Origin of the sequence: Microbacterium aoyamense, assembly GCF_023155855.1 — a bacterium.
Taxonomy (GTDB): Bacteria; Actinomycetota; Actinomycetes; order Actinomycetales; family Microbacteriaceae; genus Microbacterium; species Microbacterium aoyamense.
Window position 1 is genome coordinate 239,265 of record NZ_JAKNUT010000002.1, and the last position, 13,203, is coordinate 252,467.

Genomic DNA, 13,203 nt, shown 5'->3' on the forward strand with positions numbered 1-13,203 from the left:
CATGCGGCTCGAGCGCGCCGTCGACGCCTACTTGCGGCACAGCGCGATCGAGCGCGGGCTCTCGGACCACACCGTCGCGGCCTACGGGCGGGATCTCGCGGTCTACCGGGGATGGCTCGAGGGGCGCGGCGTCGTCGACTCCGCAGCCGTGACGCCGGCGCTCGTCGCCGAGTTCGCGGCGGACCGGGCGGCCGCGCAGCCGCCCGTCGCGGCCTCCAGCCTCGCTCGCCTGCAGTCCTCCGTCCGGGGCCTCCACCGCTTCCTGGTGCGCGAGGGCATCGACGACGTCGACCCGTCCTCGAAGCTCACGCCGCCGAAGCAGGCACGGCGGCTGCCGAAGGCGCTCACGATCGAGCAGACCGAGCGGTTGCTGGATGCCGCGGGCCCCGCACCCGCGGACGCGATGCCCGGCGAGCTCGTGGGCATGCGCGATCGCGCGCTGCTGGAGCTGCTGTACGCGACGGGCGCGCGCGTGAGCGAGATCGTGCAGCTGGACGTCGACGACCTCGCGCACGGCGATGTCCTGAGGGTGCGGGGGAAGGGCTCGAAGGAGCGGATCGTACCGATCGGCTCGTACGCGCGTGCCGCCGTCGACGCGTACCTGACGCGGGCTCGACCAGAGCTCTCACGGCGGGGTCGGGCGACACCCAAGCTGTTCCTCGGCGCCCGCGGAGCGCCGCTGTCCCGGCAGAGCGCGTGGCTCGTCATCCAGTCCGCGTCCGAGCGAGCGGGCCTCACCGCCCATGTCTCGCCCCACACGCTCCGCCACTCGTTCGCGACCCACCTGCTGCAGGGCGGAGCGGACGTCCGCGTCGTGCAGGAGCTGCTCGGTCACGCGTCGGTCGCGACGACGCAGATCTACACCCACGTCTCGGTCGACGCGCTCCGCGACGTGTACGCGACGTCGCATCCCCGCGCGCGGTAGACCCTGCGCGCGCCGGGCTATGTGCGAGAATCGACGCACGACATGGCGAAGGCAGGAGAGTCGGTGGCGGGCAGCACGCGGGGCGCGACGAAGACGTCGGAGGACGGCGGTCCGATCGGCCCGACCGGGCGTCCGTATCACGGGTTCCCCACGCCCCCGGCGCTGAAGAGCCACGGCCCGGCGCGCATCATCGCCCTGTGCAATCAGAAGGGCGGCGTCGGCAAGACGACCACGACGATCAACCTCGCTGCGGCGCTGGCGCAGTACGGTCGCAGAGTCCTCGCGGTGGACTTCGACCCGCAGGGCGCCCTCTCGGCCGGTCTCGGCATCCAGACCCATGACGTGCCGACGATCTACGATCTGCTCCTCGACACCAAGCGCGACCCTGCCGACGCGATCGTGCACACCGGGACCGAGAACCTCGACGTCATCCCCGCCAACATCGACCTGTCGGCGGCCGAAGTGCACCTCGTCAACGAAGTGGCGCGCGAGACGATCCTCAGCCGCGTGCTGCGCAAGGTCACGCCCGACTACGACGTCATCCTGATCGACTGCCAGCCGTCCCTCGGCCTGCTGACCGTCAACGCCCTGACGGCGAGCCACGGTGTCGTGATCCCGCTGGAGTGCGAGTTCTTCGCGCTGCGCGGCGTCGCGATGCTCATCGAGACGATCGACAAGGTCCGCGACCGCCTGAACCCCTCGATCAAGCTCGACGGTGTGCTCGCGACGATGTACGACGCACGCACTCTCCACTCGCGCGAAGTTCTCGAGCGGGTCGTCGAGGCGTTCGGCGACGACGTGCTCGAGACGGTCATCGGTCGCACGGTGAAGTTTCCGGATGCCTCGGTGTCGGGCATGCCCATCACGGAATTCGCGCCGGAGCACGCGGCCGCCCAGGCCTACCTGCGCCTCGCGCGGGAACTGGTCGCCCGCGGTGCCGTCGCCTGACGCCTCGGCTCCTCACGCCTCCGAATTCGGCGAAGAGCCGATCGCCGACGACGTGATTCCGTCGGCCGAGGGCACCGATCCGTCGCAGACGGCCGCTCGGGTGAACGTCGACGCGGCCGATTCCGACGGTTCGCGTGATGGCGAGGCGGAGCCGGGTTTCCGGGTCTCGCTCGGCGTCTTCGACGGGCCGTTCGACCTCCTGCTGACGCTGCTGTCCAAGCATGAACTCGACATCACCGAGGTGTCGTTGTCGAAGGTCACCGCCGAATTCATCGCCTATCTGCGCGAGCTGGGACCCGATGAGGAGCTCGAAGAGGCCTCCGAGTTCCTCGTGGTCGCCGCGACGCTCCTCGACATGAAGGTCGCGGGGCTGCTGCCACAGGGGGAGTTGGTGGATGCCGAATCCGTCGCGCTCCTCGAGGCGCGCGATCTGCTCTTCGCCCGACTGCTGCAGTACCGCGCGTTCAAAGAGGTGTCGGCGTGGTTCGCACGCGCGCTCGCGCTGGAGGATCGCCGGCACGTGCGCTCGGTGCGCCTGGAGGAGAAGCACCGCAACGCGGTGCCCGAGCTCGTCTGGACCCTGAGCCTCGACGACTTCGCCGCCCTCGCCCTGCTCGCGATGTCGCCGAAGGAGATCCCGCACGTCGGACTCGACCACCTGCATGCACCGCTCGTGAGCATCCGCGAGCAGGCGGCCGTCGTCGTGACGCTCCTGCGCTCGTCCGGCACCCTGTCGTTCCGCGAACTGATCGCCGGTGTCGCGCAGCAGGGCGTGATCGTGGCGCGCTTCCTCTCCATCCTCGAGCTCTACCGGCACGCCGCGCTGTCCTTCGAGCAGCTCGAGCCGCTGGGAGAGCTCACCCTGCGCTGGACCGCCGAGCGGTGGTCCGACGAGAACCTCGCCACCTTGGGGGCCGACTATGACCGATGACCCGATCGAGCCCGACGCTCCCGTGCGGGCGCAGGATGCGGCCTCCGTCGCCCGTCGCCTCGAGGCGATCCTCTTCGTCGTCGACGAGCCGCAGAGCCTCGTGAGCCTCGCCACCGCGGTCGGGTCTCCGGTTCCCGCCGTGCGTCAGGCGGTCGAGGGCCTGGTCGAGGATTACGACGGGCTCACCGGCGGACCGCGGCGCGGGTTCGAGCTCCGCGAGGTCGGAGGCGGCTGGCGCTTGTACGTGCGCGACGACCACGACGACCTCGTGAGCGAGTTCGTGAACTCCCAGGCGCCGTCGCGCCTGTCGCAGGCCGCGCTCGAGACGCTCGCCGTCATCGCGTACAAGCAGCCCGTGACGCGCGGGCAGGTGGCATCCATCCGCGCCGTCAACGTCGATTCGGTCGTGCGCACGCTCCTGTCGCGCGGCCTCATCACCGAGGTGTTCACGGATGCCGAGACCGGCGCGATCAACTACGGCACGACCGACGCGCTGCTGGTGAACCTCGGGATCAACTCGCTCGACGAGCTGCCGCACATCTCGCCGCTGCTCGACGATGGCGCTGACGGATTCGACGCGGAGGTCGTCCGATGAGCGATGCGGGGACCGACGGCGTTCGCCTGCAGAAGGTGCTCGCGAACGCGGGCGTGGCCTCGCGGCGGGTGATCGAGGACTACATCGTGGCGGGGCGCATCCGCGTGAACGGCGAAGTGGTGAGCGAGCTCGGTCGGCGGATCGACCCCGAGAACGACCTCGTCGACGTCGACGGCACAGCCGTGCAGCTCGACCAGTCCAAGCGGTACGTGATCCTCAACAAGCCGACGGGAGTCGTCTCGTCGATGAAGGACGACCGCGGCCGGCCCGATCTGCGTCGCTTCACGAAGGAGTGGACCGAGCGTCTGTACAACGTGGGGCGACTGGATGCCGATACGAGCGGCCTGCTCGTGCTCACGAACGACGGCGAACTCGCGCACGTGCTCGCGCATCCGTCCTTCGGTGTCACGAAGGTCTACATCGCGAAGGTCGACGGGCGTGTCACGCCGCAGACGATCTCGAAGCTCACGAAGGGATTCGACCTCGACGACGGCTTCATCAAAGCGGACAAGGCGCGGCTCCTCGACACGGGATCCCGCGACTCGCTCGTCGAGCTGACGCTGCACTCTGGCCGCAATCGGATCGTGCGGCGCATGATGGCCGAGGTCGGGCATCCCGTCGTCGAGCTCGTCCGCCGCCAGTTCGGACCACTGCACCTGGGAACCCTCCCCGTGGGGCGCGCCCGCGAGTTGACTAAGGTTGAACGGGGCGCGTTGCTGACGCTGTCGCGCGGAGCGTCGGCCTCCGACACCCCGGAGCATCAGGAGACAGAGTGAGCGATCGGTCCGGCGCAGTCGCGCCCGGAGGAAGGCTCGCTCCGCGCGTCCACGGCACGGTGCGCATCGTCGGCGCCGGCCTGCTGGGGGCATCCATCGGGCACGCGCTCTCAGCACTCGGCGTGGACGTCGCGCTCGCCGACACGTCACCCGCACAGCTGCGCCTCGCGATCGACTACGGCGCCGGTCGCGCCGCGCGCGCCGACGACCGGCCCGGTCTCGTGATCGTCGCGGTCCCGCCGGACGTCACGGCGGACGTGATCGAGCGGGAGCTCGTCGCCCACCCCGACGCCGTCGTGACGGATGTCGCGAGCGTCAAGCTCGAGCCGCTGCGCGCGCTGCGCGAGCGGGGCGTGGACCTCACGCACTACATCGGCTCCCATCCGCTCGCGGGCCGCGAACGAGGTGGCGCGATCTCGGCGCGCGCCGACATCTTCATCGGGCGACCCTGGGTCGTGTGCCGCGACGAGGAGACCTCCGCGACCGACCTCGCGCTCGTCGAAGGGCTCGCCCTCGATCTCGGCGCGACGCCGATCGAGATGAGCCCCGAGGAGCACGATCGCTCGGTCGCTCTCGTGTCGCACGTGCCGCAGCTCGTGGCCAGCCTGCTCGCGGGACGCTTCGTCGGCGCTCCCGACGGCTCGCTGCGTCTCGCTGGGCAAGGTGTGCGCGACACGACCCGCATCGCCGCATCGGCACCCGAGCTGTGGGTGCAGATCCTCGGCGCGAACGCGGCGCCGGTCGTCGACGTCCTCGACGCTCTGGCCGCCGACCTCTCGTCGGTCGCCGACGCCCTGCGCGCGCCGGATGCCCCGGGCGCGCGCCGCGCCGTCGCCGACACGATCCGCCGCGGGAACGAGGGCGTCGAACTGCTGCCGGGCAAGCACGGGCAGAATCGTCGTTTCGAGAACGTCGTCGTCATGGTCGACGACACGCCGGGCCAGCTCGGCCGCCTCTTCGGCGAGCTGGGCGAACTCGAGGTGAACGTCGAAGACCTCCGGCTGGAGCACTCGCCCGGCGCCCAGTTCGGGCTCGCCGAGATCAGCGTCGTGCCGAGCGCCGTCCGCCCCGCCGTCGAGGGACTCGAGGCCCGCGGCTGGAAGATTGCGAGCACCACCAATGACTGACCCCGTGATCGTCGCGATCGACGGACCGGCCGGCAGCGGCAAGTCGAGCGTGTCGAAGCAGGCCGCGCGAGCGCTGGGCTTCGGCTACCTCGACACTGGCGCCGCGTACCGCGCGCTCGCGTGGCACGCGCTCGAGCACGGCATCGACACGTCGGATGCGGCATCCGTCCTCGATGTCTCCGGCGACTTCGATTTCGCGATCTCGCTCGATCCCGACGCGTACACAGTGCGCGTGGGCGCCGCCGACGTGACCGAGGCGATCCGCGAGCCCCGCGTCGCCGAAGCCGTCAGCGGTGTCGCGCGTGTACCCGCGGTGCGCGAGTCCGTCAATGCGCTCTTCCGCGCCCTCGTGGCGGGGTCGGGCAGGCGTGGCGTCATCGTCGAAGGCCGCGACATCACGACCGTCGTGGCGCCCGATGCCCCCGTGCGCATCCTCTTGACCGCGGCACCGGAGGTGCGCGCCGCGCGGCGCAGCGCCGAAGTGTCGACGCAGGATGCCGCATCCGTCGCCGCCGCGATGCACAAGCGCGACGCATCCGACTCTTCCGTCGTCGACTTCCTCACGGCCGCACCCGGCGTGACCGTCGTCGACTCGACGGACCTCGATTTCGAACAGACCGTGGAGGCCGTGCTCGACGTCGTTCGCACGGGTCGCCGCACACAGGTGGGAGCCGATCATGGCTGATTCAGGATTCGACGACGACTTCGAGGCCGAGGACGACAACCTCGTCGAGACCCTCGCCGACCTCGACGACGAACTCGCGGAGCAGCGCGCCAGCGCACTGCGCGCCGCGCTCGCGGACTACGACCTCGACGACGAGGACGCCGCGCTGCTCGCGGGCCTCGAAAGCGGGGAAGACGGCATCCACCTGCTGCCGGCACTCCCCGTCGTCGCGATCGTCGGGCGGCCGAACGTCGGCAAGTCCGCGCTCGTGAACCGCATCCTCGGGCGCCGCGAGGCGGTCGTGGAGGACACCCCCGGTGTGACGCGCGACCGTGTGACGTACAAAGCCGAGTGGATGGACCGCAAGTTCACACTCGTCGACACCGGAGGCTGGGAGCCCGACGCGAAGGGCATCGACAAGTCGGTCGCCGCGCAGGCCGAGATCGCGATCGATCTCTGCGACGTCGTGCTCTTCGTCGTCGACGCAATGGTGGGGGCGACCTCCACCGACGAGCAGGTCGTCAAGCTGCTGCGCAAGAGCGGCAAGCCCGTGTTCCTCGTGGCGAACAAGATCGACGACGCGCGCCAGGAACCCGAGGCCACGGCGCTGTGGAACCTGGGCCTGGGCGAACCTCATCCGGTCTCGGCGATCCACGGTCGCGGTGTCGCCGACCTGCTCGACGAGGTCATGAAGGTGCTGCCCGAGATCTCCGCCGTTGCGAAGGCCGAGATCGGCGGACCGCGTCGCGTCGCGATCCTCGGTCGCCCCAACGTGGGCAAGTCGTCGCTGCTCAACAAGGCGGCGGGTGAAGAGCGCGTGGTCGTCAACGAGCTCGCCGGCACCACGCGCGACCCCGTCGACGAGATCGTCGAACTCGGCGGAAAGCTCTGGCGCCTCGTCGACACGGCCGGCATCCGCCGTCGTGTGCACCTGCAGCAGGGCGCGGACTTCTATGCGTCGCTGCGCACGTCGGCTGCCCTTGAGAAGGCCGAAGTCGCTGTCGTCGTGCTCGATGTGAGCGAGACGATCAGCGTGCAGGACATCCGCATCATCGACCTCGTGCTGGAGTCCGGCCGCGCGCTCGTGCTGGCGTTCAACAAGTGGGACCGCCTGAACGACGACGACCTCGAGAATCAGGATCGTCGCCGCTACCTCGAGCGCGAGATCGAGCAGGACCTCGCTCACGTCGCGTGGGCGCCGCGCGTCAACATCTCGGCCAAGACCGGGCGTCACCTCGACAAGCTCGTTCCGGCTCTCGAGACCGCGCTGGACTCGTGGGATCAGCGCGTGCCGACCGGCAAGTTCAACGCGTTCATCACCGAGCTCGTGGCCGAGCACCCGCACCCGCTCCGTGGAGGCAAGCAGCCGCGCATCCTCTTCGCGACGCAGGCGTCGACAAGGCCGCCGACCTTCGTGCTGTTCACGACGGGGTTCCTCGATCCCGGCTATCGCCGATACATCGAGCGGCGCCTGCGCGAGGTGTACGGCTTCGAGGGCACGCCGATCGTCGTCAACATGCGGGTGCGCGAGAAGCGTCAGCGCTAGCCGAGGTGATCGCGGATCCGCGGCCTGTCGGATGTGACAGTCTGAGTGAGTGACGATCGAGCCCCCCGCTTCGGGTGAACCGCGCCGCCCGCACGGGCCGCGTGACCCCGGTGACGCATGGGTGGTCGCCCCGAGCGGGGAGCGCTACTGGGGTGCCTTCGGTGCCGCCGGCCTGCTCGCGCTCGACCCCGACCGGGGCGTACTGCTGCAGCACCGCGTGTCGTGGAGCCACCACGGCGACACGTGGGCGCTCCCCGGCGGCGCCCGCCATGAGGGAGAGTCGGCGGTGGACGGTGCGATCCGCGAAGCGCAGGAGGAAGCGGGGGTTCCGGATGCCGCGACCCGGCCGCGCCTGTTGAGCGTGTTCGATCTCGGGTACTGGAGCTACACGACGCTCGTCGCCGACGTCATCCGTCCCTTCGAACCGACGATCAGCGATCCCGAGAGCCGCGCGCTCGCGTGGGTGCCGCTCGACGAGGTCGACGAGCGCCCCCTGCATCCGGGATTCGCGGCGTCGTGGCGGCAGCTGCGCGGTGTTCTCGGCGTGCGGCCGGTCGTCGTCGTGGACGCCGCGAACGTCGTGGGATCCGTCCCCGACGGCTGGTGGCGCGACCGCGCCGGAGCGGCATCCCGCCTCCTCGCACGCATCGCAGGTCTCGCAGACCGAGGCGTCTCCGGCGGAGCACTCGACCTGCCCGAGGACGTGTGGTTCCCGGAGTGGACCGCCGTCGTCGAGGGGGCCGCGCGCGCAGCCGACGAGGCTCCGGGCGTCGAGGTCGTGCGGGCCGAGGCATCCGGAGACGACGCGATCGTCGCGCGCACGGAGAGTCTCATCGCGCGCGGACGCACCGTGACGGTCGTCACGAGCGATCGCGGACTCGTCGCCCGCGTGACCGCGGCGGGAGCGTCCACCCGCGGTACCGGCTGGCTGCTCGATCAGCTCTGACGATCCCGCAGTCGGTCGATGTCTCGGCGCTCGCGCTTGGTCGGGCGTCCGGCACCGCGGTCACGGACGGGAACGAATGCCGTGAGCTCGCGCGGAGGCGGTGGGGGAGTGCGATCGTCGACGGATGCTTCGACCACCGCGGCGCCGACGCGCTTCGTGATCGTCTGCTTCACGACGAGGTGACGATCGAAGCCCGAGATGCGGACCCGCACCTCGTCGCCGGGGCGCACGGGTTGTGCCGCCTTCGCCCGTTCGCCGTTCACGCGTACATGCCCCGCACGGCACGCGGCCGTCGCGAGCGAGCGCGTCTTGTAGATCCGCACGGCCCAGAGCCACGCGTCGACCCGGGCCGAGGCATCCGTCATGTCGTCACCGCCGCCTGCGTTCGCGCGTCGGCGCGCAGCGACACGACGGCGCCCGCCGCGATGAGTCCCTGGCCGAGCGTGTAGGTGAGCATGACCAGCGGGCTCGTCCAGTCGGGCATCGCATCGGGCACGAAGAGCCGGAACGCGAGCACGGAGTCCGAGATCAGGAAGAAGACACCGCCCCACAGGACGACGGGACGACAGCGGGATGCCGCGACCGCCGTACCACCGAGCACGAACCCGTAGAGCGCGACCGGCACGAGGAGTGCCCCGATGCTCGGCCACAGCACGGCGAGGAGCACGCCCCACCAGACGGTGAAGACGAGGGACCATGCAGGCACCGGGCGCACCGCGAGCACGCGCCAGAAGAGCAGGATGTAGCAGACGTGCGCGAGCCCGAAGCACAGGAGCATCATCGGCACCTCGGGCGCGAAGGGGAAGAACGTGCCGGCTCCGTCGCCGAGCCACGACAGTGCGATCGCGGCGACGAGGAGGGTCGTCGCGGCCGTCCAGCGCGTGCCGCGTATGCCCCAGACGACGGCGAATGCGAGGAGTGGCATGAGCGCGAACTTGGTCGGACCCGCGATGGCATCCGACCCCACCGCGAGCGCGCCGACGTGCACGATCGACACCGCGATGTAGGGGATGAACCCGATGACGAGCCGTGGCATGATCCTCCGAGGTCGCGTGCGGCGACATAATCGTCGCATGCCCGACACGCTCTCCCGACTCGGCCTGCGCCGGATGACCGCTCGCGATGCCGATCAGCACCACCGCGTCGCAAGTCCACTCGAACTCCTCTTCGACCTCGTCTTCGTCGTGGCCGTCTCGCAGGCGTCGCAGAACCTGCACCACCTCATCAGCGAGGATCACACGGGCCAGGGCGTGCTCGCCTACCTCATGGTGTTCTTCGCCGTGTGGTGGGTGTGGATGAACTTCACGTGGTTCGCCTCGGCGTTCGACACCGACGACTGGCTGTATCGCGTGCTGACGATCGCGCAGATGGGCGGGGTTCTCGTCCTCGCCGCCGGCGTGCACGCCGCGATGGTCGACTTCGACTTCGTCGTCGTGACGTGGGGGTACGTCATCATGCGATTGGCGATGGTGGCGCAGTGGCTGCGGGCCGCGGCATCCGATCCGGCGTCCCGCCGAACAGCGCTGCGGTTCGCCGTCGGGATCGCGATCGTGCAGGTGCTGTGGGTCGCTCGGCTGTATCTTCTGGACGGCGCGCTGGAGTTCTGGAGCTTCTTCGTGCTCGTCGCCCTCGAGCTGCTCGTGCCCGTGTGGGGAGAGTCTGCGGGGCGGACGACGTGGAATCCGCATCACATCGCGGAGCGGTTCGGCCTCTTCACGCTGCTTCTTCTGGGCGAGAGCCTGCTGGCGTCGGCGAACGCCCTGTTCGACGCTCTCGGAGAGGGCGAGCACGTCGGCGAGCTCATCGGGCTCGGGGTGTCGGGGCTCGTGATCACAGCGGGCATCTGGTGGGTGTACTTCGCCCGCGAGCAGCACGGCAGGCTGCGGGGGATGACGGCGGGCTTCCGATTCGGATACCTGCACTACGTCATCTTCGCGGCGGTCGGCGCCGTCTCCGCCGGCGTCGAGGTCGAGATCGACGAGATCACCGGGCATGCACACGTCTCCGAGGTCATCGCCGGGCTGTCGCTGACACTGCCGGTCGCGATCGTCGTGCTCAGCTCGTGGATCATCCTGCTGCGGACGAAGATCGCGCCGTGGGCATCCGCGCTCGTGGTTCTCGGTGCGGTGCTGATCGCACTCGCGGGCCTGCTTCCCGAGGGGGAGTACGCGGCCACGGCCGTGCTGCTCGCTGCGGTCGTGATCGTGATCGAGGTGGATGCCGTGCGTCGCGCGCGCTCGGTCAGTCCAGTCTGATCGCGACGATCGGTCGATCGGGTTTGGGGCGGGCGACCTCTTCGAACCCGGCATCGACGAAGGTCGAGAGCGCACCGTGGTACAGGTCGTTGGAGGGATGCTTGCCGACGGCCGCATCGACGGGGTAGCCCTCGATCACGCGTGCGCCGTGGGCTCGGGCGTGATCGATCGCGGCACCCAGCAGCTTCGCGTTGAGGCCTTGCCCCCGATGCTCCTTGCGGACGACGAAGCACGAGACCGCCCAGACCGTCGGGTCGTCCATGGGCTCTGATGTCGCGTCCTTGATCATCTTCGTCCGCGCGATCCGCTGCTGGATCGTGCGGGGGCTCACGCGCACCCAGCCGGCAGCTTCTCCGTCGACGTAGGCGATGAGTGCGGGTGAGACCTCTGCCTCGAGATCGCCGGCGAGGAGCTCCCGCTTCTCTGCCTGCGATGCTGCCTGGAACTGTGCGTTCGTCAGCGTCCACCACTGGCACTGACAGCCACGCCCGTCACCCCCGCCGGTGAGCGCGTGCTCGGCGTCGTCGAAGCGGTCGGCTGTCGCGGGCTCGATCACGATCTTCGGCATGGCACCGACCGTAGTGAAGGTCGCCGACATCCGGTACCGCCGCGCGGAGCGTGAACGGGTACGCCCTTGGGTGATGTGGCGTTCCGGGCGCGCTGTCGCCCCGTGTTGCCTCTCTCGAATCCTCGACCGGCTGCGTACATGATCTGCGCGCTCCATCCCTCCACGACGGGGCGTGCTCGACTCTTTCTCCGTGCCGGGGATGCTGCTGTCCGGGGCTTGCTCCCGGCTTCGACGCGCTACCACGTCGGATGACTTTCGAGCGGGGTCTCTTCTCGAGCGGGGTGTCCTGTTGACCTGGGGTGTCCTGTTGACCTGGGGTGTCCTGCCAACCCGGAGTGCGCTCACGCATCATGGGTCGGCGACTGTCGATCGTGGCCGCGCGCGTTGCAGGTCCATTCGCCTCCCGCGATCACGCCGCCTGGAAGCGGCGCGGCGACTTCGACTGCAGGAGGAGTGGCGCAGCGGTTTGACCCGTCTCAGCGTCTGGCGGTGGGTGGAGCCAGTACCCGTCGATGCCCGTGATCGGATCCCGCGTTCTCCGGATCCTCCAGCCCTGATTGTGCAGCCGCATGTGGCAATTGCGGCACAACGGCACCCCGTCGTCGACGTCGGTTCGGCCATGATCCGCCCACCAATGATCGGCGTGATGGAACTCGCATTCCGAGATCGGCGCGACACACGACGGCCACAGGCAGCCGCCGTCGCGAATGGCGATCGCGATGCGCTGCTTGCGGGTGAACAGTCGCTGGTCTCGGCCGACATCGAGCGGTCGACCGAACGCGTCCAACTGTACTGAGGTGGCACCCGCGTCGCAGAGCAGCTTTTCGATGATGCCGCCGGGCAGTGCGGCGCCGGTGTCTTCGAGGTGCCCGACGCCTCGCACATGCATCTCGCCACGTCGCTCGGCGTCGCCGATCGCGCTTGCATCCACGGTGACCCGGACCCCGGGCTGGCGATCGCCGAACGCCTGCGCAGGGTCGGCGTTCGCTCCGGTGCGCAGCACCGCGATCAGCGTGTCGTATTGCAGTTGCTCGTTGGAGCGCTCGTCATGGTCTGCGGCGCGCGCACGTTCGCCGGCGTCGGAACCGACGAACCTCGGTCCGCGGCGTGGGCGGAGTGCGCCACCGACGATCGCATGCACCCACGCGGCAGCTTCGTCGTCGAAGTCGATGCGAGCGTGATGCTGGCCGTGCTCGTCGATCCAGGTGCGGAACGAGCGTGCGGCGAAGCGTTCCTCGAACCGCAGGGTCACCCCGATCGGGTCGAGACGGTCACGGGCGGTGCGAGCGGCGTTGCGCAGCTCTTCGACGGGGGTGGATGCAGCCTCGGCGAGCAGGATCTCGACCGCCTCGGCCCACGCGGCCGGGAGGAAATCAGGGTCGAGGTCAGGATACCGATCAACAGGCGGCTCGCCGAGGCCACCGCGGATCGCCTGGAACTTCGCCTGCCCCACTCGACCGGCTGAGAGCGCTCCACGGAGCAGCACCAGCCATCGCGATACAACCGGCGGCGGGGTTGCGTCGCCGCCGGCAACCGGCGCAGCGTTCGGGGGCGGAACGAGATCTTCCCCCGTGCGGATCGCCTTGAACACATCACCTCGCGACTGCCCGGTGATGTTCTGCACAAGCGAAGTCGCGTTACGGTGTCCCTTCCGCTGCGCCAGCCCCGCGTACCCCAGTTCGCGGACCGAACGGCGCCCGACCTCAGCCGACGCTGCTGCGACGATGACATCGATTGCCGACCGCGCGGCCGAGGCATCCGTCATCAAGGTCAGCAGGTCGTCGTCGTCGAGCCGCAGCACCACACTTGCGACGTCGTCGTCGCCACAGCTGGCAAGAACGCGGGTCGCGGCGTCGATCAGCCTGACGGCAGCTGTCGGGTCGGTGGGTGCCATAGAACAAATGTACGAAAGGCCGCCGACA

14 protein-coding genes are annotated in these 13,203 nt (G+C 69.7%); 10 read left to right on the forward strand and 4 right to left on the reverse strand.

What is annotated here, in order from left to right:
• Position 1: 1 nt before the first annotated feature.
• The 9 genes from xerD (at position 2) to MA876_RS07945 (ending at position 8,458) form a co-directional block, all read left to right on the forward strand.
• Positions 2 to 925 carry a site-specific tyrosine recombinase XerD gene (gene xerD / locus MA876_RS07905; RefSeq protein ID WP_248147565.1) on the forward strand — a complete coding sequence of 308 codons (924 nt, stop codon included), beginning with the start codon at positions 2 to 4 and terminating at the stop codon, positions 923 to 925.
• Positions 926 to 967: 42 nt separating this feature from the next.
• Complete coding sequence (locus tag MA876_RS07910) at positions 968 to 1,873, forward strand: ParA family protein (RefSeq protein WP_248147567.1); 906 nt, start codon at positions 968 to 970, stop codon at positions 1,871 to 1,873.
• Positions 1,874 to 1,973: 100 nt separating this feature from the next.
• Positions 1,974 to 2,804 (forward strand): segregation and condensation protein A, encoded by an 831-nt coding sequence (locus MA876_RS07915; protein WP_248148010.1) that lies wholly within the window; start codon positions 1,974 to 1,976, stop codon positions 2,802 to 2,804.
• Positions 2,794 to 3,399 carry an SMC-Scp complex subunit ScpB gene (gene scpB, locus MA876_RS07920; RefSeq protein WP_248147568.1) on the forward strand — a complete coding sequence of 202 codons (606 nt, stop codon included), beginning with the start codon at positions 2,794 to 2,796 and terminating at the stop codon, positions 3,397 to 3,399. The genes MA876_RS07915 and scpB overlap by 11 nt, the downstream gene beginning before the upstream one ends.
• A complete protein-coding gene (locus tag MA876_RS07925) occupies positions 3,396 to 4,175 on the forward strand; it encodes a pseudouridine synthase (RefSeq protein WP_248147570.1) in 780 nt (259 codons plus the stop codon). The genes scpB and MA876_RS07925 overlap by 4 nt, the downstream gene beginning before the upstream one ends.
• The gene (locus MA876_RS07930) at positions 4,172 to 5,302 is read left to right on the forward strand and encodes a prephenate dehydrogenase (protein WP_248147572.1); all 1,131 of its coding nucleotides are present in this window, start codon (positions 4,172 to 4,174) and stop codon (positions 5,300 to 5,302) included. The genes MA876_RS07925 and MA876_RS07930 overlap by 4 nt, the downstream gene beginning before the upstream one ends.
• Positions 5,295 to 5,987 carry a (d)CMP kinase gene (gene cmk / locus MA876_RS07935; protein WP_248147574.1) on the forward strand — a complete coding sequence of 231 codons (693 nt, stop codon included), beginning with the start codon at positions 5,295 to 5,297 and terminating at the stop codon, positions 5,985 to 5,987. Before MA876_RS07930 ends, cmk begins: the two co-directional genes overlap by 8 nt.
• A complete protein-coding gene (der, locus tag MA876_RS07940) occupies positions 5,980 to 7,512 on the forward strand; it encodes a ribosome biogenesis GTPase Der (protein WP_248147576.1) in 1,533 nt (510 codons plus the stop codon). Before cmk ends, der begins: the two co-directional genes overlap by 8 nt.
• Before the next feature lie 49 nt (positions 7,513 to 7,561).
• Positions 7,562 to 8,458 (forward strand): NUDIX domain-containing protein, encoded by an 897-nt coding sequence (locus MA876_RS07945; protein WP_248147578.1) that lies wholly within the window; start codon positions 7,562 to 7,564, stop codon positions 8,456 to 8,458.
• Here the strand turns inward: MA876_RS07945 and MA876_RS07950 are convergent.
• On the reverse strand, positions 8,449 to 8,823 hold the full coding sequence (locus MA876_RS07950) for an RNA-binding S4 domain-containing protein (protein WP_248147580.1): 375 nt from the start codon (positions 8,821 to 8,823) through the stop codon (positions 8,449 to 8,451). The genes MA876_RS07945 and MA876_RS07950 overlap by 10 nt on opposite strands.
• A complete protein-coding gene (locus MA876_RS07955) occupies positions 8,820 to 9,494 on the reverse strand; it encodes a lysoplasmalogenase (RefSeq protein ID WP_248147582.1) in 675 nt (224 codons plus the stop codon). The genes MA876_RS07950 and MA876_RS07955 overlap by 4 nt, the downstream gene beginning before the upstream one ends.
• Positions 9,495 to 9,531: 37 nt before the next feature.
• Between MA876_RS07955 and MA876_RS07960 the strand changes: the two genes are divergently transcribed.
• A complete protein-coding gene (locus tag MA876_RS07960; protein WP_248147584.1) occupies positions 9,532 to 10,713 on the forward strand; it encodes a low temperature requirement protein A in 1,182 nt (393 codons plus the stop codon).
• Here MA876_RS07960 and MA876_RS07965 read toward each other — a convergent pair.
• Positions 10,700 to 11,281, reverse strand: a complete 582-nt coding sequence (locus MA876_RS07965; RefSeq protein ID WP_248147586.1) for a GNAT family N-acetyltransferase — start codon at positions 11,279 to 11,281, stop codon at positions 10,700 to 10,702. The genes MA876_RS07960 and MA876_RS07965 overlap by 14 nt on opposite strands.
• Positions 11,282 to 11,690: 409 nt before the next feature.
• A complete protein-coding gene (locus MA876_RS07970) occupies positions 11,691 to 13,175 on the reverse strand; it encodes an HNH endonuclease signature motif containing protein (protein ID WP_248147588.1) in 1,485 nt (494 codons plus the stop codon).
• Positions 13,176 to 13,203 lie beyond the last annotated feature (28 nt).